Source organism: Desulfobaculum xiamenense (assembly GCF_011927665.1).
Lineage (GTDB): Bacteria > Desulfobacterota > Desulfovibrionia > Desulfovibrionales > Desulfovibrionaceae > Desulfobaculum > Desulfobaculum xiamenense.
The window spans coordinates 1457473-1478206 of the sequence record NZ_JAATJA010000001.1 but is presented as its reverse complement, the minus strand read 5'-3'; the positions used below and the strand labels follow the sequence as shown (position 1 = coordinate 1478206).

At 63.3% G+C, this 20734-nt stretch carries 19 protein-coding genes; 12 read left to right on the top strand and 7 right to left on the bottom strand.

From position 1 onward, the window contains the following. Nucleotides 1–118: 118 nt before the first annotated feature. The 7 genes from GGQ74_RS06760 to GGQ74_RS06730 form a co-directional block, all read right to left on the bottom strand. Entirely contained in the window at nt 119–1123 is a 1005-nt protein-coding gene (locus tag GGQ74_RS06760; protein ID WP_167940732.1) for a motility protein A, read from the bottom strand. Next, nucleotides 1120–1989 carry an OmpA/MotB family protein gene (locus tag GGQ74_RS06755; RefSeq protein ID WP_167940731.1) on the bottom strand — a complete coding sequence of 290 codons (870 nt, stop codon included), beginning with the start codon at nt 1987–1989 and terminating at the stop codon, nt 1120–1122. Before GGQ74_RS06755 ends, GGQ74_RS06760 begins: the two co-directional genes overlap by 4 nt. 144 nt (nt 1990–2133) lie before the next feature. Beyond that, nucleotides 2134–4383: a GGDEF/EAL domain-containing response regulator gene (locus tag GGQ74_RS06750; protein ID WP_167940730.1), complete on the bottom strand. Its 2250-nt coding sequence runs from the start codon at nt 4381–4383 to the stop codon at nt 2134–2136. 116 nt (nt 4384–4499) lie between these two features. Next, nucleotides 4500–5303: a DUF3108 domain-containing protein gene (locus GGQ74_RS06745; RefSeq protein ID WP_167940729.1), complete on the bottom strand. Its 804-nt coding sequence runs from the start codon at nt 5301–5303 to the stop codon at nt 4500–4502. Between the two features lie 147 nt (nt 5304–5450). Beyond that, nucleotides 5451–7538 carry a molybdopterin-containing oxidoreductase family protein gene (locus GGQ74_RS06740; protein ID WP_167940728.1) on the bottom strand — a complete coding sequence of 696 codons (2088 nt, stop codon included), beginning with the start codon at nt 7536–7538 and terminating at the stop codon, nt 5451–5453. A gap of 282 nt (nt 7539–7820) precedes the next feature. Beyond that, nucleotides 7821–8339: a DinB family protein gene (locus tag GGQ74_RS06735; protein WP_167940727.1), complete on the bottom strand. Its 519-nt coding sequence runs from the start codon at nt 8337–8339 to the stop codon at nt 7821–7823. A gap of 121 nt (nt 8340–8460) precedes the next feature. Then, on the bottom strand, nt 8461–9756 hold the full coding sequence (locus tag GGQ74_RS06730; RefSeq protein ID WP_167940726.1) for a (Fe-S)-binding protein: 1296 nt from the start codon (nt 9754–9756) through the stop codon (nt 8461–8463). Nucleotides 9757–10283: 527 nt separating this feature from the next. Here GGQ74_RS06730 and GGQ74_RS06725 point away from each other — a divergent pair. From GGQ74_RS06725 to GGQ74_RS06670, 12 genes are all read left to right on the top strand, one after another. Further along, nucleotides 10284–10667 carry an NADH-quinone oxidoreductase subunit A gene (locus GGQ74_RS06725; protein WP_167940725.1) on the top strand — a complete coding sequence of 128 codons (384 nt, stop codon included), beginning with the start codon at nt 10284–10286 and terminating at the stop codon, nt 10665–10667. Next, entirely contained in the window at nt 10643–11176 is a 534-nt protein-coding gene (locus GGQ74_RS06720) for an NADH-quinone oxidoreductase subunit B (RefSeq protein ID WP_167940724.1), read from the top strand. The genes GGQ74_RS06725 and GGQ74_RS06720 overlap by 25 nt, the downstream gene beginning before the upstream one ends. 2 nt (nt 11177–11178) lie before the next feature. Beyond that, nucleotides 11179–11775 carry an NADH-quinone oxidoreductase subunit C gene (locus GGQ74_RS06715; RefSeq protein WP_167940723.1) on the top strand — a complete coding sequence of 199 codons (597 nt, stop codon included), beginning with the start codon at nt 11179–11181 and terminating at the stop codon, nt 11773–11775. Nucleotides 11776–11846: 71 nt separating this feature from the next. Then, the gene (locus GGQ74_RS06710) at nt 11847–13013 is read left to right on the top strand and encodes an NADH-quinone oxidoreductase subunit D (protein ID WP_167940722.1); all 1167 of its coding nucleotides are present in this window, start codon (nt 11847–11849) and stop codon (nt 13011–13013) included. Next, complete coding sequence (gene nuoH / locus GGQ74_RS06705) at nt 13010–14017, top strand: NADH-quinone oxidoreductase subunit NuoH (protein ID WP_245168135.1); 1008 nt, start codon at nt 13010–13012, stop codon at nt 14015–14017. The genes GGQ74_RS06710 and nuoH overlap by 4 nt, the downstream gene beginning before the upstream one ends. A gap of 55 nt (nt 14018–14072) precedes the next feature. After that, nucleotides 14073–14630 carry a 4Fe-4S dicluster domain-containing protein gene (locus GGQ74_RS06700; RefSeq protein ID WP_167940721.1) on the top strand — a complete coding sequence of 186 codons (558 nt, stop codon included), beginning with the start codon at nt 14073–14075 and terminating at the stop codon, nt 14628–14630. A gap of 78 nt (nt 14631–14708) precedes the next feature. Then, a complete protein-coding gene (locus GGQ74_RS06695) occupies nt 14709–15224 on the top strand; it encodes an NADH-quinone oxidoreductase subunit J family protein (RefSeq protein ID WP_167940720.1) in 516 nt (171 codons plus the stop codon). Next, nucleotides 15221–15529 (top strand): NADH-quinone oxidoreductase subunit NuoK, encoded by a 309-nt coding sequence (locus GGQ74_RS06690; RefSeq protein ID WP_167940719.1) that lies wholly within the window; start codon nt 15221–15223, stop codon nt 15527–15529. The genes GGQ74_RS06695 and GGQ74_RS06690 overlap by 4 nt, the downstream gene beginning before the upstream one ends. 4 nt (nt 15530–15533) lie before the next feature. Beyond that, entirely contained in the window at nt 15534–17027 is a 1494-nt protein-coding gene (locus GGQ74_RS06685) for a monovalent cation/H+ antiporter subunit D family protein (RefSeq protein ID WP_167940718.1), read from the top strand. 3 nt (nt 17028–17030) lie between these two features. After that, a complete protein-coding gene (locus GGQ74_RS06680) occupies nt 17031–17297 on the top strand; it encodes a PIN domain-containing protein (protein ID WP_167940717.1) in 267 nt (88 codons plus the stop codon). Further along, on the top strand, nt 17281–19125 hold the full coding sequence (locus tag GGQ74_RS06675; RefSeq protein ID WP_167940716.1) for a Na(+)/H(+) antiporter subunit D: 1845 nt from the start codon (nt 17281–17283) through the stop codon (nt 19123–19125). The genes GGQ74_RS06680 and GGQ74_RS06675 overlap by 17 nt, the downstream gene beginning before the upstream one ends. A 25-nt stretch (nt 19126–19150) precedes the next feature. After that, nucleotides 19151–20692, top strand: coding sequence for a complex I subunit 4 family protein (locus GGQ74_RS06670; protein WP_167940715.1), 1542 nt, complete (start codon nt 19151–19153; stop codon nt 20690–20692). Nucleotides 20693–20734 lie beyond the last annotated feature (42 nt).

Here is a 20734-nt window from a genome sequence, read left to right as displayed (position 1 = left end):
TTGCGAAATGGTGGGATTCGGGTTCGAGGGGCCGGGCGTCCCGCTGACATCGTGCGTCCGTCTTCTCAACGTCAATCGCCCCGGCTGGCGTCAGCGCGGGAGGTGTCGCCTCAGTCGATCAGGTCTTCGATTCGGTGCCCTTGCCGGAACCGTTCGCCGTCGGGCCGGCCGGGGCCTGGCGCGTGGCGGGCCGCGCTGGGGACGTGCCGTTCGCGGCGGCTGGGGCCGGTTTGGCTTTGGGTACCTCGGCCTGCGCGGTGGGAGTCGATGTCGTGGCGGCTGTCGCGGCCGCGGGACCGGCTTCGGTCTGGTGGCGTGCGCGGGCGAGGCGCACGTACTTGCGGCGCAGTTCGATGAAGCTTTCGTGCGCCTCGTTGCGCGAGGCCGGGGTGAGGAACGAGGTCAGCTTGCGTTCGAGAATGTGGGTGTTCGTTTCGCCCTTGATGGCGCAGACGCCCTCGATGATGATCTGTTGCAGCAGCAGTTCGCGGTCCGTCTTGGCCCGGATGTTCTCCGCGCAGGGCGAGAGGATGAAGTTGCCGAAGAGGATGCCGTAGAGGGTGGAGATGAGCGCGATGGGGATGTAGCGCAGCACCTCGCCCGTGTCGCCGAGGCCCACGAGTAGGCCAATGAGGCCGATGACGCTGCCCGCGAGGCCAAAGGCCGGGGAGTAGGTGGCCATGGCCCGGAAGATGCGCTCGTTGTGTTGGCGGCGGACCCGGAAGAAGTGGCTTTCCGTGGTCAGGATGTCGCGGATTTCCTGTTCGGGGTAGTTGTCGGCCAGCATGCGCAGTGCGTCGCGCAGGAAGAAGACCGTGGCTTCGCCCTCCATCTTTTCGAGGCTGGTCAGGCCGTCCATGCGGGACTTGATGGCCATGTCGAGCAGCATGCGGATGACCTCGTCGGGGTCTGCACCGCCAGAGCGGTACGCCCCGCGTGCAACGAACCACGCATTGCGGATTTCGACGAAGGGGAAGGAAAGCATGGTCGCGCCGAAGGTGCCGGAGAGCACCACGAGCAGCGCCTCGATGTTCAGGTAGGCGCTGACGTTGCCGGTGATGAAGAACGCGCCGAGGAAAATGATCACGCACAGCGTGACGCCGATGACGTTGGTTCGGTTCATCTGGTCTCCTGCTCTTCCGGCTTCGGGCGGGTGAGGGCTATTTCGACCCGGCGGTTTCTGGATTTGCCTTCCGGCGACAGGTTCGGGGCGGAAGGACGGTACATGGAATGCCCGCAGACGGTGACGCTCTCCGGCGGGACGCCGTGGCGCTCGATGAGATAGCGTGCCACGTTGGTGGCGCGGGCCGTGGAGAGTTCCCAGTTGGTGTCGTAGCGTTCGGTATGCACGGGGAAGTTGTCGGTGTGTCCGTGGACGCCAACATCATAACGCGCCTTGGCGATGACGCGGGCGACCATGTCGAGGAAGCGCAGGCCATCGGGCTTGATGTCGGCCTGCGTGCGTTCGAAGAGCAGCGGACCATGCATGCTGAGGCGGATGGTCTCGCCCTCCAGTTCCACGCTGACGTCCCTGAGGCCCGATTCCTCCACCGTTGCCTTGCACATCTCGAAGAGCTGATGCGGACCGGGGCTTGGGCTGATGCCCGTCTTCGGAAATTCGTAGACCGGGACCTCGCCCTCGTGGCGGCCCACCTGCGAGGCTTCCTCCACGCGCTCCTGCTGGACGTGGCCACGGAAGGCGAGCAGGAAGTCGCGCTTGGCGCTGGCGTACACGAAGAGGACCGTGAACATGACGAACATGGTCATCATCAGGTCTGCCCATGGCACGGACCAGTGGAAGGTGGGCATGTCGTCCTCGAAGGCGAAGACGTCCTCTGCGCGGGGCGCGGTGGTGCGCGGCGGACCTTTGCGCATTGATACGGAAGTCCCGTTGCCGTCGGTTCCGGGCGCGTCGAGGACGTCCCGTGCCGCGTCGGCGGGGCGGGGTTGGCTGGGGGCGGGGTGATCCGTGTCGCGCTGGTTGGGCATGGGGCCGCCTTGCCGGAGGTTGACCGAAGGGCGAGCGTGCTCTGCGCGCCATTCGGCGGGAATCACTCCATTATCTTTGGCAAAGGCGCAATGATGTCAAGACGACAGAAGGCGGCAAAGGAGGTGGAATGCGGCGAAAAGGGGCTAACGTCCGAACTTCTCGAACGGAACCGGCTGCGAGAAGAAATAGCCCTGCCCGTATTCGCATTGCAGGTCGTCGAGCATGCTGATCTGTTCGGCGGCCTCGACACCCTCGGCGATGATGTTCAGCCCGAGGACGTGCCCGAGGGTGACCACCGTGCGCACGATTTCGATGTTGTCGTTGCCGGAGGCCATGCGGCTCACGAAGGAGCGGTCGATCTTCAGCGTGTCGATGGGGAAGCGGTGGAGTTGTGAGAGTGAGGAGTAGCCCGTGCCGAAGTCGTCGATGGCGATGGTGACGCCGAGCTTGCGCAGGCGTTCGAGCATTTCGATGGCGGCCTCGGGGTTCTGCATGGCCGCCGTCTCAGTGATTTCGAGCTTCAGGCTGCCTGCGGGCACGCCGGTTTCGGCGAGAATCTGTTCGACCTCATTGACGAAGTTCGGACGCCCGAGCTGCGCGCCTGCAAGGTTGACGCTCATGGTGAAGGGCTTGCCGTTGGTGGTTCTGGCCTTGAGCGCGTGAAACTGCTCGCAGGCCCTGCGCAGGACGAAGCGCCCAAGCGGCACGATGATGCCGGTGTCCTCGGCGATGGGGATGAACTCCTGCGGGGCGATGAGGCCGCGGGTGGGGTGGTTCCAGCGTACCAGCGCCTCCGCGCCGCGGATGGTGCCGGTGCGCAGTTCGACCATGGGCTGATAGTGGACCACCAGCTCGTCGCGTTCCAGCGCGCGGCGCAGGGCGGCGGCGGTGCGCATGAAATTTTTGGCGCTGTCGTGCATGGCGGAGGAGAAGACGGCCCGCTGTCCCGGGCCCTTGCGCTTGGCCATGTGCAGGGCCGTGTCCGCATCGCGGATGAGGGTTTCGCCAGTGTGGGTGCCGTCGCCAAGGGCGATGCCCGTGCTGCACGCGAGGTAGATGTCCTGCCCGGCAGTGACGAAGGGGCGCGACAGCACGCGCTGGATGACGCGGGCGAAGGCCAGCGCCTGGGTCGAGTCGTTGGCGTCGGGCACAAGCGCGGCGAAGACGTCGCCACCCACGCGGGCCATGAAGCATTTTCCGTCCGCGCATTCGCGTAGGCGCGCGGCGGCCACGCGCAGGACCGCATCGCCCACGGAGTGGCCCATGCTCTCGTTTATAATTTTGAAGCGGACGAGGTCGAACATGCACAGCGCGGGGCGGGATGCGCCCTGCGCGTCGGCGGCGAGGGCGGCGTCGATTTCCTCGACCAGCCGCGTCCTGTTCGGCAGGCCGGTGAGCGTGTCGTAGTAGGCCTGAAAATGGAGCTGGGCCTCGGCCTGCTTGTGGCGGATGATGCTACCGAGTGTTGCGGCCGTGGCCATGAGGAACGCGCAGTCGCGTTCGGTGAGGCTGCGCGGCGTCTGCGTCACGAAGTTCAGGGTGCCGAGAAGCTCGTCCTCCTGCATGAGTGGAACGCAGACCTGACTGTAGATGCGCTCCGGCTTCAGGCCATCTTCGGGCATGCCGGGGACGATGTGCAGGATGTCCGCGGCGCGTTGGCAGGGGAGGTTCGGCGCGATGGCGTGCCCTCGGTGGGGGCAGTCGAGAATTGACGGATCAGTCACGCCGCGTGAGGCGGCGAGCCGGAATCCGGCGTCCGGCGTGGCGAGGAAGACCCCCGCTCCGTCGCCCTCGCGTGCGACGGACAGCGAAAGCAGCTGGGCCAGCGCCATGTCGAGGGTGTCGTCGAGGGGGAGGGTGCGTAGGGACAACTCCAGCAGCCCCTTGAGCGCGCCCTGAAATTCGTAGTCCCGCCGGAGTTGGGCTTCTGCGTCCGAGAGCTTTCTGGTGCGCTGGTCCACCATCTCTTCGAGGTGGTCGGCATAGAGGCTGATGAGCCGTGCCTGATTCTGGACGGTCAGATGCATCCGGATGCGGGCCAGCAGTTCCAGCGGCTGGAAGGGCGTGGTGATATAGTCCACTGCTCCGCATTCCAGCGCCTGGGCCTTGAATGCCGCGTCATTCGCGGGGGAAACGAAGATCACCGGGATGGCGCTCGTTTCCCGATCGGCCTTCAGGCGGTTGCAGACGTCGATGCTGTCGGCGTCGGTACCGTTCGTGTCGAGGATGATGAGGTCCGGGCAGGTTGCGGCGGTGGCGCGCGGGATGTCCTCGCCGAGGGTGGCCGTCTCGACGGCGTAGCCCTCGCGGTCGAGGTGACTCCCGAGGTGGGAGGATTCGGCTCCGTGGCTGTGGAGGATGAGAATTGTTTCGTTAGGGGCGTTCATGTCCATGCTACGTCATTGCGCGTGCGTCAGTGCCGACTGTCGGGGCGATCCCGAACGGGTGAGAACGCCTACCGGTAGGATGAATTATTTCGTGACGGAAAGCAATGATTGCGCTGGTGAGATCAGCCGTCGGTCCGGGGGCGGGAATTGTCGACGGTGACGGGCGCACCATGGTCGATGTCGTTCAGCACGGCGAAGAATCGGCCGACCACGACTTTGCTGGAAATCATGACGGGAATTTTCTTCTCATCGGCGGTGACCCATATCCGCAGGCTCGCATCGGGGCTTTTCTTGAACACGCCGCCGATGTGGCGCAGCTCCGGTTCCACGACCCACGTGTCGAACTCGCCTGCGGGGACGCGGATCGTTTCGCGGCCGACCACGCGGGCCTGACCGATGACGCACTTCACGCCGTCGGTGACCGGGGCGTCGATGCTTGCGCCTTCGTCGAGTTCCATGGAGCGGAAGGCGTAGAAGACCGAGAGCGGATCGTAGGTTCCGGGCAGGATGAGGATGGGGTCCTTGGGGCCGTTCTTGGTGTTCTCGTAGCGGGCCTGCCCACGATCCCACAGGAAGTTGACGGTGATGTCACGCTTGTAGCTGCCCTCGCGCTGCTTCTGGCGGTAGTGCGTGGAGCGTGAGAGGTCCATATCAGCATAGGAATCCACCTGATCGCGGACTTTGTAGAAGACGTCGGCGAAGGAGTTGGTGCGGGCCGTCATCCTGAAGTGGTGCATGGGCTTGCCGTCGATGACGGCCTCGGGCAGCACTTCTATGCTGGCCGTTCCTGCTGGAATCGCTTCCCATTTGAGAGCGTAGGTGAGCTTTTCTCCTGCATTGAACGGAAGGCTGGATGCGAATGTTGTCGAGATGAAAATGAACTGGATGCAGAAGAGGAGTGTGGCGATGCGTGCAAGTGCTGTCACTGCATTCCTCCGAAAAAGAATTGATGCCGTGTAATGTCAGACTTGCGACGTTTTGTCAAACAGTGCAAAAAGATGAGCCGCTACGCCCTGTTGCGGGCGTGCGGCTCATCGTCGATTGTGTAACTCTCGGCGGAGTGCGTGGAAGCGTTAGGCCGAGGGCTTGGCGATGGTGATGAAGTGCTCCTGCATGGCCACGCCGCCGCCCGCCGGATCGACCTTGGACAGGCCGCCCTCCATCAGTTCCTGATCGGCGATGCCCCGGCGCGAGCGGGTCTCCGGCGGGAGCTTGTGGCCGAAGCCGTGGACCAGGAAGGCCGCGTCGGGGTGGATGAAGTTGGTGACGAAGGCCGTGGTCCGCGCGCTGTAGGAGCCGTTGGACAGTTCAACCTCGTCGCCGTCGGCGATGCCGAGCGCCTTGGCGCGTTCGGTGTTGATCCACACGGGGTTGATGGGCATCTGCTCGTTGAGCACCGGATTGTTCACGGTGTGCCCCTGCGTGTGCAGGGCGCAACGGCCGAAGGCTATGCGGAAGCGGCCGTCCGGCGGCGAGGCCGGGCTTTCGTACGGCTTGAGCGAGGGGAGGCCCATCTCTTCCAGCTTGTCGCAGATCATTTCCAGCTTGCCCGATGGCGTAGTGAAGGAGAGTTCCTCCACGCTGCGGTACTTGGGCTTGTCCGTCAGCCAGACCTGCCCGGTGGCGTCGAAGTCCTCGACGCTCACGCCGGTGTCCTGCAACTGGTAGTTCCACATGTCCTCGGCGGTCTCGAAGGCCAGTGCCGGGAAGCCGAGGCGCTTGGCGAGTCCGCCCAGAATCTCCCAGTCCGCGCGGGTGTCGTAGCGCGGGGATACCGAGCGGGAGCGCCGGAAGAAGAAGGACTTCAGCCCGTTCTTGGTGGCGATGGGCGATTCGCGTTCGAGATAGGTGGACATGGGCAGCACCACGTCCGCGTGCCACGAGGAGTCGGACCAGCTGAAGGTGGTGGCCACGATGAGGTCCAGATTCTCCCAGATCTTCTTGACGCGGGCCTGATCGGGCAGGGCGTGCAGCGGATCGTGGCGATGGATGAAGTAGGCCTTCACGGGGTAGGGATCGCCGGATTCGATGGCCTCGTATGCCTTGTTGATGAGGCCCGGACCGGCGTCGATGTGCTTGAGCTTCCAGCCAGCGCCGTCGGCGCGCTTGTCTTCCGGCTTGGGGAACAGGTCCGCGAAGGCCTTGAGGCCCTTGCGGCCGAAGTCCTTGGGCTTATTGACGATGGGCAGCCCGCCCTTGGCCCCGATGGAGCCGAGCAGGGCGTTGATGATGTACGCCGTGCGCGAGACGTAGAAGGAATTCATGTAGCGGGAGACCATCCAGCCCGGATGCCAGATGACGGCGGGGGCGGCCTTGGCCAGCTCCTTGACGAACTTTTCGATGTCGGCAGCCTTGACCCCGGTTTCCGCTTCGGCCCATTCGAGGGTGTACGGCTCGACGAACTGCTCAAGCCGGTCGAGATCCTTGATGTGACGCTCGGCGTAGGCCTTGTCGTACAGGCCGTTCGCCAGCAGGCAGCGGATGACGGCGAGGTTGAAGCCGTAGTCCGTACCCGGACGGATCATGAAGAAATTGTCGGCCTTGGAGGCCGAAACCGTGGCGCGGATGTCGATGACGGTGAGCTTGCCACCATTGGCGAGGCTGTCCAGCGCGCCGTTGACTTCCTTGACGTTGATGGCCTCGAAGAGGTTGCGCGTCTGCAGGACGATGTGCTTGGCGTTCTTGAGGTCGTAGGCGACGCCCTTGCGCCCGAGACCCATCACGGATTTTGCGGCGTGGAGCACGTTGCGCGCACAGGATGCGTCATGGTTGCAGTAGTTCGGGGAGCCGATGCCGCGCATGAAGGCCTTGTGCAGGTCCGCGAACGGTCCGCCACGGTCCGACCACAGCACGGAACGTCCGCCGTGTTCGGCGATGATGCCTTTGAGTTTGTCGGCCACGTAGTCCAGCGCCTCGTCCCACGTTGCGCGTCGCCATTTGCCCTCGCCACGCGCCCCTTCGCGGATCATGGGGTACTGTGGGCGCTCGTGGTCCTCCAGCAGGGCATAGCCAGCGCCGCCGCGCGGACACAGCCCCCCGGCCATGCCGGGATCGTGCGGGTTGCCTTGGATGAAGCGGACCTTGTCGTCCTCGACCTCGACCATGATGGGGCAGCGCACGCTGCACATGCCGCAGACGCTGTACACCGTTTTTGTGGGCATTGTTCGTTCTCCTGACGCTGTGCGGGCGGTATGCGACGCGCCGCGGGTCGGTGTCCGGAAGCGGAAGGCCTGCATGACGTTCTGCAATTATCGCCTATCCCTTTCTTCTACCTGTGCAGAGTGAAACTCCGCAAGTGGTCCATCAGTTTTTGTGAAAACATTCACGATTAGTATGCGCAACATGCCGGAAAAAAACCATTTCCACGCCTCGCCGAGCGTATTTGCGGCGGGAATGCGGTCGGAGTCGTGACGTTGGCCTGCGGGACAGGCTCTCCGACCTGATCACGTGGGGTGGTGGGGCGCCTTCTCCAGTTCGAGGTGCGAATCCGCATCGAGCAGGGCATCCACCTTGATTTGAATGCAACCGAGGTGGAACGCGGTGTGCGCCAGCGCACCTAGAGCGCCCCACAAGGCCTTTGCGTCCGCTGGCGCGTGGGCGGCGATGGCCGCTTCAAGTTGACTGGCCTGTATGGCGATGCGGGAGCGCAGGGTTTTCCACTCTTCCTCTGTGACGGCGGATTGCGCCCAACTCGCCGTCCAGTCGGGGGTGATGGCGTTGTTGCCGCGAATCCATGCGAGGAACACGTCGAGGCTGAAGGCGACATGCAGTGCATGTGTGGCGACGGATGCTCCAGCGGACGGACGGGATGCCTGTTCGGCGTCGATGGCGTCGAGAACATGCAGAAGGCCGTGCGGACCGGGTTCGAGGAACGCTCCGGATTCTTCAGCGCCGCCAATGCACTCGTGCAGTACGGAGATGATCGACGAGCAGGCATCATGGATGGAGAGTTCGTTTTGCATGGTGCGCCTCCATCGTGCAGGCATAGCATGCGCGCAAAGCGGGAGCAAGGCCGCAACGTATCGGGATGCAATGAAAACGGGGCGGAAGGTTGTCCTTCCGCCCCGTGGATGGCGTGCTCGATCAGTCGTTCGATCGCCAATCGGCAAGTTCGTCGAGGTCGGGACCAAGGTAGTTCCGTTCGTCCTCGCCGAGGATGCCAAGCGAGAGGCAGATGAGGGTCCAGAGATGGACGGTCTTGTACCCACCCTTGAAGTGGTGGGAAAGGTCCTCGATCTGCGAGTGGCAGTTGTGGCAGGGGGTGATGCAGTACTTCGCCCCCGTGGCCATGATCTGGTCGAACTTCTTTCTGCCGTAGGCGTGTCGCGCCTCGGTGTAGCCTGACTGGAGGAATCCTCCGCCGCCGCCGCAGCAATAGTTGTTGGCCCTGTTGGGCCACATCTCGATGAGATTCTCCTCACCCACCACGGACTTGACCACGAAGCGCAGGTCGTCGGCGAGCGGGTCGCCGAGGGTCTTGCGCACCATCTGGCAGGGGTCCTGAAGGGTGAAGGTGACCTTCGCGTCCTTGTTCCATTCCGAGCTGACGGGCAGCTTACCCTCGCGGATCCACCGCGCATACCAGGGGATGATGCTGCTCAGCTCGAAGTTGGCTTTGATGCCGAATTTTTTCAGTCCAGACCGGACTGCATAGTATTCGTGTCCTCACTCCGTGTTGAGCCAGACCTTGCAGCCCAGCCCATGTACGGCGTCCACCTTGGTGCGGACGTTCTGTTCCCACGCGGCGTCGTTGGCGGCGAACATGCAGTAGTTCTCGGCCGCCCAGCCGGTGTCGGAGTAGGTCCAGTCCGCGCCGACGAGGTTGAGGATCTTCCACAGGGGAACCATCTCCTCGGGCTCGGTGACGGGCTCGCGCGAATTCTGGTTGACGAAGAAGTAGGCACCCTTGCGATTGATCGGGGCTTCGAGCTTCTCCTGCCCAGGCTGGCTTTCGCGGACTTCCTCCAGCACATCCTCGACCACGAAGCGGAAGTCCTCGGGCGTGGTGCCCATGGCGCTCATGGTGGGGGTGGAGAGCGCCATCTGGCAGGAACGGACGATGCCCTTGGGGCGCTTGTCCACGGGCCAGGCGGCGCGGGCGTGATACACCAGCTGCGGGATGTCGATCTGCATGGGGCAGACGCTCATGCAACGCTGGCACATGGTGCACATCCACACCCACGCAGTGGATGTGACTTCCTCGTCCAGACCAAGGGAGGCCATGCGCAGGAACTTGCGCGGGTCCATTCCTTCGAGTCCGGAGGCCGGACAGCCCGCAGAACACAGCCCGCAGGTGAGGCACATGTTCAGATGCCCACCTTCGGGAAGCAGTTCTGCGACCTTGTCTTTCAGTGAAATGCTGTTTTGCGATTCATTCATGGCGTTTTGGTTGGTTATGCTGCGTGCGGCTGTCAGCGCAGGAATAGGTATAGGCTCCTGCGGTCGGATGCAAGGATTTCCTGACCGTGTGGGGTTGGCGGGCTCGCTGGAAAAAAAGTGATGAAAAAATCCAGAAATTTTCAAAAGTCCGGATTTCTGCGGACGGGGCCAGCCACATCGAACCGGGCAGGCGCTGCGCTGATTGGCCGTGCGAATTGCGATGACTGCGGTGGAATGCCAAAAAACGATGAATTCATATGGATGTGCTATGAGGTAATGCAGTAGGTATCATAAGATGGCGCAAACCATGAAACGTAGGTTACCGGAATCGTGTTGTAAAGGGGTTTGTTTGTTTGTGAAGGGAGTGTCAATGTTCGGGAACTTGACAGTTGGAGTGCAATTGTGGTTTCGACATATCAACCTGGAGAAAAAATATTCGATTTCGGAGTGTTCCGGGTGAGACGCGCGTGGTGCGTGTGCGTCGAGTTCCTTTCCAGAGAGGTTACAGCCACAAGGAGTAGCGGCCTATGGTCTTTACATGGTTGAACCTGGCAATTCTTCTGGCCATTCTTTTCGGCCTCGTCTTCGCAGCCGGTCCGGTGCTCGGCTCGCTCATCCTCGCCCCAAAGGTGAAGGAGGGCGCCATCGGACTGCCGTACGAATGCGGCATGCAGCCGTACGGCTCGCCCAACTGGATACGCTTCGGCATCAACTACTACGTCTACGCGCTGCTCTTCCTCGCCTTTGACGTGGACGTCCTCTACCTGTTCCCCGTCGCCGCTCACTATCCATTCAGCTTCGGATGGTGGCCCTTCATCAAGGTCACCATATTCATCGTCGTTCTGGCGCTTGGCTGCGTCTACTTCTGGAAGAAAGGGGTGTTCGAATGGCCGCGGAAGATTTCGTTCTGACGAAGGCGCAGACGGCAGTGGAGCCGCCACTGGTCAATCTGCAGCTTTCCAACAAGATTCTGGACGTCTGTCGGGCCATGTCGTTGTGGCCCATGACCTTCGGACTGGCCTGCTGCGCCATCGAGATGATGGCCGTGGGCATGGCGCGATTCGACATCTCGCGCTTCGGCGCGGAGGTCTTCCGGCCATCGCCGCGCCAGTCGGATTTGATGATCGTGGCGGGCACGGTGTCCCTGAAGATGGCCCCGGCAGTGGTCCGGCTCTACGAGCAGATGCCCGCGCCCAAGTACGTCATCGCCATGGGCAACTGCGCCATTTCCGGCGGTCCGTTCAAGTTCAAGGGGCAGTACGGCATCGTCGAGGGCGTGGACAAGCTCATTCCCGTGGATGTGTACGTCCCGGGTTGTCCGCCGCGGCCCGAGGGCCTGCTGGAAGGGCTCTTCGAGTTGCAGGAGAAGATTACCGGTCGCCGCTGGTGGCCTGAACCGCAGTCCGGCAAGGGGGTCTAGGCATGCAGTGGCTCAACGACCTCACGAGCGTGTGCAACGCGGCGTGTGACCCCGTGCGCACCGGTCAGCACTGGCGCATCCTGCTGGAGCCGACCATGCTGCGCCCGGCGGTGCGTCGCATCCTCGCCGAAGGGTACTTCCTCGAAGACGTGACCTGTATGGACATGCAGGAAGGTTACGTCGTCCTCTATCATTTCGATCACTACGAGCGCCACGGGCGCATCACGCTCAAGCTCGTCGTCCCGCACGACGCGCCGGAGCTGCCCTCCATCGCGGGTATCTATCAGGGCGCGGAGTGGCACGAGCGCGAATGCATGGATTTCTACCCGGTGGTTTTCCGGGGCAATCCCAATCCGAGCCGTCTGCTGCTGCCCGACGACATGCAGGAGAAGCCGCTGGTCAAGGACGCTACCAAGCGGGTGTCCATGCTCGACGTGTTCAGCTTCACGGACCTCGTGCACTGCGCGGCGGATCATCCCGTGGTGCGGGCCATGGAGGAGCACCGCGAGGCCGCCCGGCTCGCCGCTGAACAGGCTGCGGAAAAGGCCGCCGAGTCCGACGCCGAAGGGGCCGCCGGAGAGGACGGCGAGGAGGCCTAGGGCCGGACCTGCGAAGGAGCGTTCCGAAACCTTGGCGGGCCGCACGGCGCGCCGAAAGAGGATGACGCCATATGCTCAAGCTTGACGAAAGACTTCAGGGGGATTCCTACTGCCGGCACTTCGAGCAGGGGCCGGACAGCGGGACCATGATCATCAACATGGGACCGCAGCATCCCTCCACCCACGGCGTTTTGCGCATCATCTGCGAACTGGAGGGCGAGTACATCCGCAGGGCGGAGCCGGTACTCGGCTACATCCATCGCATGCACGAGAAGATGGGCGAAACAAAGAGCTGGTGGCAGTTCCTGCCCAACATGGGCCGGACGGACTACCTGCACGCCATGGGCTGGGGGCACACCTACGTGCTCGCCGTGGAGCGGCTGGCGGAGATCGAGGTGCCCGAGCGCGCCGAGTATCTGCGCGTCATCGCCACGGAACTCAACCGCATTTCCTCGCATCTCTTGTGGTGGGGGGCCTATCTCCTCGACCTCGGCGCGTTTACCCCCATCATGTACGCCTTCGCGGATCGTGAGATCATCCTGGACCTGCTTCAGGAACCCACCGGCTCGCGGCTGACCTACTGCTATCACCGTTTCGGCGGGGTGAAGGCGGACGTGAGCGAAGCCTTCGTACAGGGCGTGCGGGACTTCATTCGCTACGAGCGCGAGCGTTTCCCCATGTACCGCGATCTCGTCACCGAAAACATCATCCTGCGCAAGCGCGTCGAGGGCATCGGCATCATCGACAAGGACATGTGCAGGCGCTACGGCGCGACCGGTCCTGTGTGCCGTGGGTCCGGCATCGACTACGACTGCCGCCGCGACGAGCCGTACTCTATCTACGACCGCTTCGATTTCCGCATTCCCGTGGAGCACGGTTGCGACGCCATGGCCCGCTATCTGGTGCGCATGGAGGAGATGGAGCAGAGCATGCGCATCATCGAGCAGGCTCTGGATCAACTGCCCGGCGCGGACGGCAAGCATATCTCCAAGAAGGCCCCAAAGCCCAACTTCAAGGCCCCCGCTGGCGAATGCTACGCCGCCACCGAGGGCGCACGCGGAAAGATCGGCATCTACGTCGCGAGCGATGGCAGCAAGACGCCCTACCGCATCAAGCTGCGCGCCCCCGGCTACTGCAATCTGAGCCTGTTCGCGGAGTTGGCTACGGGCACGATGCTCGCGGACGCCGTGTCCATTCTCGGAAGTCTTGACCTCGTCATCCCGGAGATCGACAGATGAGTACCGCCAACATGATCTACGGCGTGCCCCTCCAGCTTTTCCAGATCGTGGTGGGGTTGGTGTGTCTGGCCGCATTCGTCGGCGTGAACGCCGTCCTGCTGGTGTGGATGGAGCGCAAGGTGGCGGGCCATTTCCAGCGGCGTCCCGGCCCGTTCGAGGTCGGCCCGTACGGACTGCTCCAGACCGTGGCCGACGCGGTGAAGCTCATCGCCAAGCAGATCTTCGTGCCCGAGGGCGCGGACAAGATGCTCTACTGGACCGCGCCGTTTCTGGCCTTCCTGCCCGTGTTCGTGACGCTTCTGCCCATTCCGTGGGGCGACATCCTTGTGGTGCAGAAGCTGGACCTCGGCATCCTGCTTATCCTCGCCTTCTCCGGCATCGGCGTGCTGTCGCTGTGTCTGGCTGGATGGGCATCCAACAACAAGTGGTCGATCCTCGGCGCGGCGCGTGCCGTGTCCCAGAGCGTGGCCTATGAGATTCCGCTCCTGATTTCGGTGCTTACCGTGGTGTTTATGACCGGCACCCTGAACCTGTCCACCGTGGTGGAAGCGCAGGGCAGCTGGCCGTGGGAGTGGCTCGGCGCATCGCAGCCGCTGGCGTTCATCATCTACTTCACCTGCGCCGTGGCGGAAACCAACCGCGCACCCTTCGACCTGCCCGAGGCGGAGTCGGAACTGACGGCTGGCTTCCACACGGAATACTCGGGTATGGGCTTCGGCCTGTTCTTCCTCGCCGAGTACGCGAACATGATCGTGGTGTGCGGCGTGGCCGCCGCCTTGTTCCTCGGCGGTTGGCGGGGACCGGTGGCGGACGGCTGGTGGTGGTTCCTCCTCAAGGTCTACGCCCTCATCTTCGTGATGATGTGGTTCCGGTGGACCTACCCCCGCGTGCGCTTCGACCAGCTTCTGAACATCGCGTGGAAGTGGCTCATTCCGTTGGCCATCCTGAACCTGCTGGTCACGGCCGCGTTGGTGAAGCTCTTTTCCATCAATTACTACGTCTAGTCGCAACACCCGCCGCCCCTTCGGACGGCGAAGACAGAGCGAGGGTGCCTAGCCAATGAACGCGTGCAAGACCGTGAAGGCCGTAAGCGACACCGTGAAGGGACTGTGGAGTCTGGTGGTCGGTCTGAAGGTGACGGGGAAGAACTACGTCAGCCCGCAGCTGACTATCCACTACCCCCGTAAGACCGTGGACAACATTGAGACCTATCACGGACACATCGAACTGGTGGGCAAGCCCAAGGAGCCTGCGGTTCCGCGCTGCATCTGCTGCATGCTGTGCGTGACGAGCTGCCCCTCGGGCTGCATCACGGTGGTCAAGCAGAAGGAACCCAAGGAGCCCGCCCGCGCGAGCGCGGACGCACCCAAGGAGATGCTCGGCGAGGTGGGGGAAAAGAAGGCCCCGCCCATGGCCAAACCGGCCAAGACGCCGTCGCGCTGGAAGCTGAACTACAACCTGTGCAGCCTGTGCGGCACCTGCGTCGAGGTCTGTCCCGTCAAGTCCATCCGTTTTTCGAATGACGTGTACATCGCAGGATACAGTCAGGACGACTTCGTCTACGACCTGCTGGCGCGCCTGCGCGAGCAGGCCGGAGAGGGCGAGGGCGACAGATAGGTCCGGATGCCCGGCGTTCCGGCAACGAGTCAACCAACGCGCGCGCCGCGCGCACAACAGAGGAAGGCCTGACACTCGATGGAAACGGTTATCTTAGCCAAGCTTCTCTTCGCCCTGTACGTACTGGTCATTCTGGCCGGGGCCTTCATGGCGGTCCTGGCGCGGAATCTGGTTCGGGCCATGGTTGGGCTGGTGCTGACCATGTTCGGCGTGGCCGGCCTCTATTTGGTCCTCAACGCGCCATTCATCGCGCTTATGCAGTTGCTCATCTATGTGGGCGCGGTGGTCATCCTTATCTTCTTCGCCATCATGCTCACCCGCGCACCGGTCGGGGGCGAGGAATACGAGAGCCGCGGGCCACGGCAGGCCGGTCTGGCCTTCCTTGCCGGAATAGCCCCGGCGGCGATTCTCGCCTTCATCTGCGTAAAGGCGCCGCAGGTCTCCATCGGCATGCCGAAGGAAGTGGGCATTCAGGAACTGGGGCGGGCGCTCATGGAGGACTACGTTCTGGCGTTCGAACTCATCTCGGCGGTGCTGCTGGTTGCCATGGCCGGCGCGGTGCTGCTGGCGTGGGAGAGGAGGAGAGGCAGATGACCCCGCTCGTTCTGTATCAGTTGGTGGCACTCGCGCTTCTGGGCATCGGCCTTTTCGGCATCATCCATCGCAGGAGCCTCGTCGGGATGCTCATCTGCGTGGAACTCATGCTCAATGGCGCGGGGCTGTCCATCGTCGCCGCGGGGCAGCTGACCCCCGCGTCCGCGACGCTGGCGCAGCTGTCCACACTGCTCGTCATGGGACTGGCCGCCGCGGAGGCGACCCTCGTGCTGGCCATCATCCTGGTGGTGGCCAAGCGCTTCGGCACCGAAGGCAGCCAGGAAATCTCCGATCTGAAGGGGTAGTCACATGCCAGAGTACATTGAAAGCTATCGCCTTCTGATACCGCTCGCGGCCACGTTCGTCGCGCCGTTCCTGATCTGGTTCATGCGTAGCGACGAGAACGCGCGCGAGGGCGTGAGTTTCGTCGCGGCGATCGTGGCCTTCGTCAGCATGTTGAGCTTCATCCCGGCTGTCATGGCGGGCAAGATATGGACGCTCACCATGTTCACGCTGCTCGACGGCATCTACGTGAAGTTCTGCGTGGACGGGCTGACGCTCATCTTCGGACTCGTCGCCACATTCCTGTGGTTCTGGGTCACGAGCTACAACATCGGCTACATGCGCTCGCTCAACGAGCACGCGCAGACGCGCTACTACTTCTGCTTCGCCATCGCCATCTTCGGCGCGGTGGGCGTGGCCATGAGCGCCAACGTATTCACCCTGTATCTCTTTTACGAGATCATCTCGGTGTTCACCTACCCGCTGGTCGCCCATCATCAGGATGACGAGGCCTTCGAGGGCGCGCGCAAGTACTTCGTGTACCTCATCGGCACTTCGAAGCTCTTCTTCCTGCCCGCCATGGTCATGACCTACGTGCTGTGTGGAACGCTGGACTTCCACCTCGGCGACGTGGTGCAGGGCATGTTCCCGGCGCAGGTGGTGGCCGAGCATCCGGTGGCGGTCACCGTGACCTATGTCCTCTACATAGCCGGTCTGGCCAAGGCGGCGCTCATGCCGTTCCACAACTGGCTGCCCTCGGCGATGGTCGCACCCACACCGGTCTCGGCATTGCTGCACGCGGTGGCGGTGGTCAAGGCGGGCGTGTTCTCCGTGTCGCGCGTGGTGCTCTCGGGCTTCGGCGTGGATGTCATGGACAAGCTGTTCCTCGGCATCCCCACGGCCTACCTCGCGGCGTTCACCATCGTGGCCGCCTCGCTCATCGCGCTGACCAAGGACGACATCAAGGCCCGGCTGGCCTACTCCACGGTGAGCCAGTTGTCCTACATCGTCATCGGCGTGTGCATGCTGACTCCGCTGGCCGTGCAGGGCGGATTGGCCCACATCGCCCACCACGCCTTTTCCAAGATCACGCTCTTCATGGGGGCTGGCGCTATCTACGTGGTCAGCCACACCAAGAAGATCAGCGAGATGGGCGGCTTCGGACGGCGCATGCCGTGGACCTACGGAGCGTTTGCAGTCGCCTCGCTGTCCATGATCGGCGTGCCGCCGGTCTGCGGATTCGTGAGCAAGTGGTACATGATCAACGGTGCCGTGGACATCAACCGCATGGTGCTGCTGTGTGCGCTGCTCGCCTCGACGCTGCTGAACGCGGGCTACTTCGCGCCCATCACCTTCAAGGCCTTCTTCGGCAAGCCGAAGGATGCCGCAGCGGTGGCGCAACTGACCGAGGCCCCGCCGACGATGGTCGTGCCTCTGTGCCTGACCGCCGCCATCAGCGTGTTTCTCGGCCTGTATCCCGAGACGTTTCTGAACTTCATCATGGTCTTCGGAGGGTATTAGCCCATGCTCGGGGAACGCATAGGCAACTGGCTGTCCTGGCAGAGGCTGCGCGCTGCGGCGTGGAAGAAGGCACTGTTCGTGGTGCTCGGCATTCTCGTCGCCCTCAACGTGTTCATCCACCCGCACGAGCCGCATTTCGGCCTGGACGCCTATCCCGGCTTCTGGGCGGCGTTCGGCTGCGGCTTCGCGGTGGTGATGACCGTTATCCTCAAGAAGATCGTCTTCCCAATCTTAGGCAAGCCCGAGGACTACTATGACAGAGACGAGTAGCTTCCTGCATCCGGCGATCTGGTTCTTCGGCGTTGCGGCGCTACTCCCGGTGTGGCCCCGCAAGGGCTGGAAGTGGATGCTTATCGCCGCGCCCGTGCTGGCTATCGCCAGCGTGCTGATGATGACGCCGGGCGAGTTCATGCCCATCCACTACCTGTGGGGCGACGAGCCGCTGGTGCTTGGGCGCGTGGACAAGCTCTCGGTGGTGTTTGCGCACGTGTTCGCGGTGCAGGCGCTTCTGGGCTTCACCTTCGCTTTGCACCTGAAGGAGAAGTACCAGCACATCGCGGCGGCCTCGTACGTGGGCGGCGCGTTCGGCTGCGTGTTCGCGGGCGACTATCTGACCCTGTTCCTGTTCTGGGAAATCATGTCCGTGGCCTCGACCTTCCTCGTCTGGCTCAACAATACGGACACCTCCACCCGGGCGGGTTTCCGGTACTTCCTGTTCCACACGCTGGGCGGGCTGTTCCTGCTGGCGGGGCTGCTTTTGCGCTACGGCGACATCGGCACCTTCGCCTTCACGCACATCGATCCGTCCGCGGCCAAGTATTATGACTGGCTGATCCTGCTCGGATTCTGCGTCAACGCCGCCGTGGTGCCTCTGCACGCATGGCTGCCCGACGCCTATCCCGAAGGCACGGTGACCGGCTCCGTGTTCATGAGCGCCTACACCACGAAGACGGCGGTGTACGTGCTGGCGCGGGCCTTCGCCTCGTGGGAGATCCTCGCGGTGATGGGCGTGGTGATGACGCTCTACGGCGTCTTCTACGCGACCATCGAGAACAACGCCCGGCGCATCCTGTCCTACCACATCGTCTCGCAGGTGGGGTACATGGTCGCGGGCATCGGCATCGGCACCGCCATGACCATGAACGGCGCGTGCGCCCACGCCTATGCCCACATCCTGTACAAGGGCCTGCTGTTCATGAGTGCGGGCACCATTCTCTACGCCACGGGCACGGCCAAGCTCTCCGAACTGGGCGGGCTGGCCTCGCGCATGCCGCTGGTCATGATCTGCTACGTGGTGGCGGGGCTGTCGATCTCGGGCATGCCGTTCTTCAACGGCTTCGTGTCCAAGACCATGACCATCGCCGGAGCGGCCGAGGCGCACCACACATGGCTGGCGCTGGGCATGGAGGTGGCCGCCGTGGGTACGTTCCTCTCGGTGGGCATCAAGCTGCCGTACTTCGCCTTCTGGGGCGGCAAGCCCGAGGACAAGACCCGCGTGCTCAAGCCCATTCCGATCAACATGTACATCGCCATGTTCGGCGGCGGCACGCTGTGCTTCCTCATGGGCGTGTACCCTGAGATGCTCTACAGGCTGCTTCCCTTCCCGCTGACCGGCGGGCACGGGCACGGCATTCCCGAGGTGGCGCATACGCTGGCCGCCTTCGACGTGGGCTATGTGCCCTACACCGCGTGGAACCTGTTGCAGGCCTTCATGCTGCTCGGCTTCACCGGTCTTGGCTTCTACCTCATGCGCAACATCATCAAGCCTCACCCCTCGCGCAATCTCGATTTCGACTGGGTGTACCGCCTTGCCGGGAAGCTCGTGATGTGGGTGATCTGCATTCCGCTGGCCGCCATTGACGGCCTGTGGACCAATGTCTACCGGGCGATCGGCCTGCGCGGACTGATGGCCTTCGCCGCGAGCGCTGGCTGGTTCGACGTGAAGGCCATCGACGGCGTGGTGGACGGCACCGCCTACACCGTGCGCGGCATAGGGCGCACCACGGCCAAGGCGCAGACGGGACGATTGCAGGACTATCTGGCCCTTGCTGCACTGTTGGGCCTCGGCATCTTCGCCGTGGTCTGGTTCTGGGCCTAGGCCCCAAGAAACGGAGCGGACACGTATGATCGAAGCAGGCTATCCGGTTCTCACGTATCTGATCTTCTTTCCGCTGGCGGCGGCGTTGCTTCTGGCGTTCTTCCGCACGGAGAGCATGGTCCGCTGGTTCACGCTGGTGGTGGGCCTGTGCGAGATGATGCTCGCCACGCCGCTTCTGGGCTTTCGCCTCGGCCTGCCCGGAATGCAGTTCGAGGAGCTTTCGCCGTGGGTTGCCCACTGGAACCTCAACTACCATCTGGGCGTGGACGGCATAAGCCTGTTCATGGTCCTTCTGACCATCCTGCTTCTGCCGCTGTGCACACTGTGCTCGTGGACCTACATCTCGAAGCGGGTGAAGGAATTCCACGTGTGCCTGCTCATGATGACGGCGGCATGCGTGGGCGTGTTCGTGGCGCTGGACTTCGTGCTCTTCTACCTCTTCTGGGAGGCGATGCTCGTTCCCATGTACCTGCTCATCGCGGTGTGGGGCGGACCTCGCAGGCGCTATGCGTCCATCAAGTTCTTCCTGTACACGCTGGCGGGGTCCACGCTGCTTCTGGTGGCCATCGTGGCCTTCTACTACCAGACCGGCACCTTCTCCATCCCCGAGCTGATGAACGGCCAGTACTCGTTCACCTTCCAGTTCTGGGCCTTCCTCGCCATGGCGCTGGCCTTCGCGATCAAGTGCCCCATGTTCCCGTTCCACACCTGGCTTCCTGCCGCGCACGTCGAGGCTCCGGCCGCCGGGTCCGTGTATCTGGCCTCGGTGCTGCTGAAGATGGGCACCTACGGCTTCCTGCGCTTCTGCCTGCCGCTGACCCCGGCGGCGAGCGAGTACTTCGCGCCCATGATGATCGCCATTTCGCTGGCGAGCATCCTCTACGGCGGTCTGGCGGCGCTGGGCCAGCACGACATGAAGAAGCTGATCGCCTATTCGTCCGTGGGCCACATGGGCTTCGTGACGCTCGGCATCTTCCTGTTCAACGCGCGGGGCATCGAGGGCGCGCTGATGCAGATGCTCAATCACGGCATCACCACCGGCGCACTCTTCATGCTCGTCGGCGCGGTGTATGAGCGCAGCCACAGCCGCGAGATTTCCGACAACCTCGGCCTTGGCAAGTACCTGCCCATCTACATGGGTTTCTTCGGCCTCTTCACGCTGTCGAGCTTCGGATTCCCGGGGACCAACAGTTTCGTGGGCGAGGCGCTGGTGCTGTTCGGGGCCTTCGAGGCCAACTACTGGGTGGGCGGCATCGCCATCCCCGGCGCGCTTATCGCCGCGGCGTACATGCTGCGCCTCGGCCTCAAGCTGGCGTGGGGACGGCCCACGTCCGTTCCGGGCGGGCACTTCTGGGATCTCGGAGTGCGCGAGTGGGTGTACCTCGCTCCGCTGGCGGTGCTGGTGCTGTACATCGGCCTCGCTCCCGGGCTGTGCATGAAGGTTATCGACCCGTCCATCGACAAGCTGCTTTCGGACTTCCGCGTCCGCGCGGCGGCCATACCGGCCGAGGCGAGGACGCTTGCGGACCACGCGCCGGAACTGCCGGTCACGCTGGCCGAACGTTAGACGACAGGCGTTTGCCATGACGCGGCCCTGCCAGCAGGGTGG

Bases quoted from the DNA above. Each gene is read 5' to 3' on its own strand.
- GGQ74_RS06670 (WP_167940715.1), top strand. From the start codon at position 19,151: ATGATCGAAGCAGGCTATCCGGTTCTCACGTATCTGATCTTCTTTCCG.
- GGQ74_RS06685 (WP_167940718.1), top strand. From the start codon at position 15,534: ATGCCAGAGTACATTGAAAGCTATCGCCTTCTGATACCGCTCGCGGCC.
- GGQ74_RS06760 (WP_167940732.1), bottom strand. From the start codon at position 1,123: ATGAACCGAACCAACGTCATCGGCGTCACGCTGTGCGTGATCATTTTC.
- GGQ74_RS06740 (WP_167940728.1), bottom strand. From the start codon at position 7,538: ATGCCCACAAAAACGGTGTACAGCGTCTGCGGCATGTGCAGCGTGCGC.
- GGQ74_RS06735 (WP_167940727.1), bottom strand. From the start codon at position 8,339: ATGCAAAACGAACTCTCCATCCATGATGCCTGCTCGTCGATCATCTCC.
- GGQ74_RS06690 (WP_167940719.1), top strand. From the start codon at position 15,221: ATGACCCCGCTCGTTCTGTATCAGTTGGTGGCACTCGCGCTTCTGGGC.
- GGQ74_RS06755 (WP_167940731.1), bottom strand. From the start codon at position 1,989: ATGCCCAACCAGCGCGACACGGATCACCCCGCCCCCAGCCAACCCCGC.
- GGQ74_RS06720 (WP_167940724.1), top strand. From the start codon at position 10,643: ATGGCCGCGGAAGATTTCGTTCTGACGAAGGCGCAGACGGCAGTGGAG.
- GGQ74_RS06695 (WP_167940720.1), top strand. From the start codon at position 14,709: ATGGAAACGGTTATCTTAGCCAAGCTTCTCTTCGCCCTGTACGTACTG.
- GGQ74_RS06715 (WP_167940723.1), top strand. From the start codon at position 11,179: ATGCAGTGGCTCAACGACCTCACGAGCGTGTGCAACGCGGCGTGTGAC.
- GGQ74_RS06700 (WP_167940721.1), top strand. From the start codon at position 14,073: ATGAACGCGTGCAAGACCGTGAAGGCCGTAAGCGACACCGTGAAGGGA.
- GGQ74_RS06725 (WP_167940725.1), top strand. From the start codon at position 10,284: ATGGTCTTTACATGGTTGAACCTGGCAATTCTTCTGGCCATTCTTTTC.
- GGQ74_RS06750 (WP_167940730.1), bottom strand. From the start codon at position 4,383: ATGGACATGAACGCCCCTAACGAAACAATTCTCATCCTCCACAGCCAC.
- nuoH (WP_245168135.1), top strand. From the start codon at position 13,010: ATGAGTACCGCCAACATGATCTACGGCGTGCCCCTCCAGCTTTTCCAG.
- GGQ74_RS06710 (WP_167940722.1), top strand. From the start codon at position 11,847: ATGCTCAAGCTTGACGAAAGACTTCAGGGGGATTCCTACTGCCGGCAC.
- GGQ74_RS06680 (WP_167940717.1), top strand. From the start codon at position 17,031: ATGCTCGGGGAACGCATAGGCAACTGGCTGTCCTGGCAGAGGCTGCGC.
- GGQ74_RS06675 (WP_167940716.1), top strand. From the start codon at position 17,281: ATGACAGAGACGAGTAGCTTCCTGCATCCGGCGATCTGGTTCTTCGGC.